The following is a 2,406-nucleotide window of genomic DNA, read 5'->3' as shown; positions in this document are numbered from 1 at the left end:
TGATGGTAGTTGGGCGTATTACTCATATCAAAAACCTCGCAAATACCGCATAACACTACGGGATAGCTATAGTATAGCATACAACCGCTTTTATAGCAATAACTAGTCGCAAAACTTGTGTTTTGCGAATAGTTACAAGTCGTCCCTTTTGTCTATTTTTCTTATAAAATAATACATTCCATGATTTCATCCTCTGAAATCATATGAAACATTTGGTCTGCCCTTGCTTCACGAAGCGCGCTTCGTATGGCTGATTCATGATAGTCTGTACCGACGAGCCGGTCAATCAGCACATCAATATCTCCTTGGCAAAAAAAATCGCCATAAAATATACAGCGATCGATCTTGCCGTCTTTGATATTCAAACAGCACTCCATCTTTCCACCGGCAAATTTTCTTTCGCGAACTACTTCAAAAACCAATTGGCTGCCATAATTCCATTCCCATGACCCGAATTTTTCCTCTGCGATCTTTTGTGCGGCCTCCCTGTCCTGTTCGGTGAGTTTGTAAACCTGCACATTTTGCAGTAGCCTTCCAAGCATTTCTTCTTTGAATTGCCCGGGCGTCATATCGGTTTTGAGATAATCAGCAATATTTCCCACACGCTGGCGTACAGAATCGATTCCTTTGGATGTGATTTTATCTTTTGAGGGTGTCAGCGCCGCTACCATTTCATTGATATCAGTTTGGAACAATAGCGAACCATGATGCACCTTTCCCTTACGCATTACATATTGTGCGTTACCAGAAATCTTTTTTCCATCCACCAGAATGTCGTTTCTGCCATTGGCATATGCATTTACTCCCATTGCGCAAAGCGCTGCCGTTACATTTTTTGTATATTCTGCAAAATCGATTTCATCGAAATTAACGTTTCGTGTAATATGGCTGAATTGCCATCCGCCCATATCCGTATAAATCGTCCCACCGCCGCTTGCACGGCGCACGATTTGTATTCCTTTGCTTTTGGCATATCTTTCATTGACTTCTTTGTGAATATTTTGGAAGCGCCCTACCATAAGGGTCGGTTTTGTCTGCCAAAACAAAAGTACAGGCCCGGGAATAACGCCAGCATCCACTCGCTCCATCAGATACTGCTCCAGTCCAAAATTAAAATAAGCGTCTGTGGAGCCTGTTTCTACATATATCATAGGCTGCGGGCCTTTCCGTAAGCCGCGAAAGCTTCTTCTGCATGATATGAACTTCGTACTAAAGGGCCGCTGTATACGTAACGAATCCCCTTTTCTGTGCCAACATCGGCATATTTTTGGAATTGTCCGGGAGTGACATATTCATGTACGCGAAGATGATCTTTTGATGGCTGTAGGTATTGGCCTATCGTTAAAATATCGCAATGCGCGGCAAGGATGTCGTCCATCACCTCAAAAACCTGTTCTTCTGCCTCGCCGAGTCCTACCATAATACCTGTCTTTGTAACCATATCGGGATTAACATCCTTGATGTGCCGCAGCACTGCGACGGAGCGCTGATAATCCGCTTCCGGGCGCACCTGCGCATATAAAGCCGGAACCGTCTCCACATTATGCCCCAAAATATCCGGGCAGGATTCGATCACCGTTTCAAGCGCTTTGTAAGAACCGCTGAGATCCGGGATCAGCAATTCCACGGTGACCTCCGGTACGTTTTCCTTAAGGGCATGAACAATATTGGAAAAATGCTGCGCACCACCATCGACAATATCGTCCCTCGTAACAGATGTGATCACGACATGCCGCAATCCCATCTTTTCCACCGCCTCCAGAATATGATCCGCTTCCCTTTCATCAAGAGGTGTAGGTGTCTCTTTTGTGACATTGCAAAATCTGCAGCCACGTGTGCAATTTCTTCCCATGATCAGGAAGGTCGCAGTCCGTTTTTTGAAGCATTCCCCCATATTAGGGCAATTGGCTTCCCTGCATACCGTATTTAAAGATAAACCATCCAGCATTTTATCCAGGGTTTCGACTGCTTCTCCGTGGTAGCTGACCTTCAACCATTCCGGTTTTCTTTCTATCGTCATTTAAACAGTATTCTCCATTTCCAGATCATGTTTTCACATTCTTTTTTATTTGTTCCCGTGCCAGCTTGTCGCAAAGATTGTTCATCTCATCGTCTGAGTGACCTTTGACCTTATACCATTTGACGACATGATCCTTTGTCGCATTGACAAGCTGTTTCCATAAATCCTGATTCTCGACAGGCTTTTTTGTAGATGTGAGCCAGCCGTTGTTTTGCCACGATATGATCCAGCCTTTCTCAAATGCATTATGGATATATGCGCTGTCAGTATGCACCTTTACGCTGCATTTCTCTTTTAGTGCCAACAAACCCTGCAATGCAGCCATCAATTCCATCCGGTTATTCGTCGTATCCGGAAAAAAACCGGCCAATTCCTTTTTGTTGCCT

General features: G+C 44.4%; 3 protein-coding genes. All 3 read right to left on the bottom strand.

The window, feature by feature from the left end:
• Window positions 1–161: 161 nt before the first annotated feature.
• Complete coding sequence (locus VB081_RS00135; RefSeq protein WP_323398838.1) at window positions 162–1,151, bottom strand: lipoate--protein ligase; 990 nt, start codon at window positions 1,149–1,151, stop codon at window positions 162–164.
• Window positions 1,148–2,020 carry a lipoyl synthase gene (gene lipA, locus VB081_RS00130; protein WP_323398837.1) on the bottom strand — a complete coding sequence of 291 codons (873 nt, stop codon included), beginning with the start codon at window positions 2,018–2,020 and terminating at the stop codon, window positions 1,148–1,150. The genes VB081_RS00135 and lipA overlap by 4 nt, the downstream gene beginning before the upstream one ends.
• Window positions 2,021–2,045: 25 nt before the next feature.
• Window positions 2,046–2,406 (bottom strand): RNase H family protein (locus VB081_RS00125; protein WP_323398836.1); only part of this gene is annotated, 361 nt, incomplete at its 5' end.

This window comes from Christensenella sp. (genome assembly GCF_034927525.1).
Taxonomy (GTDB): Bacteria; Bacillota; Clostridia; order Christensenellales; family Christensenellaceae; genus Christensenella.
This window is presented reverse-complemented; position numbering and strand designations above follow the sequence as displayed.

What these genes read in the sequence shown, in the direction of transcription:
- VB081_RS00135 (WP_323398838.1), bottom strand. Translation starts at nt 1,151, where the DNA reads ATGATATATGTAGAAACAGGCTCCACAGACGCTTATTTTAATTTTGGA.
- lipA (WP_323398837.1), bottom strand. Translation starts at nt 2,020, where the DNA reads ATGACGATAGAAAGAAAACCGGAATGGTTGAAGGTCAGCTACCACGGA.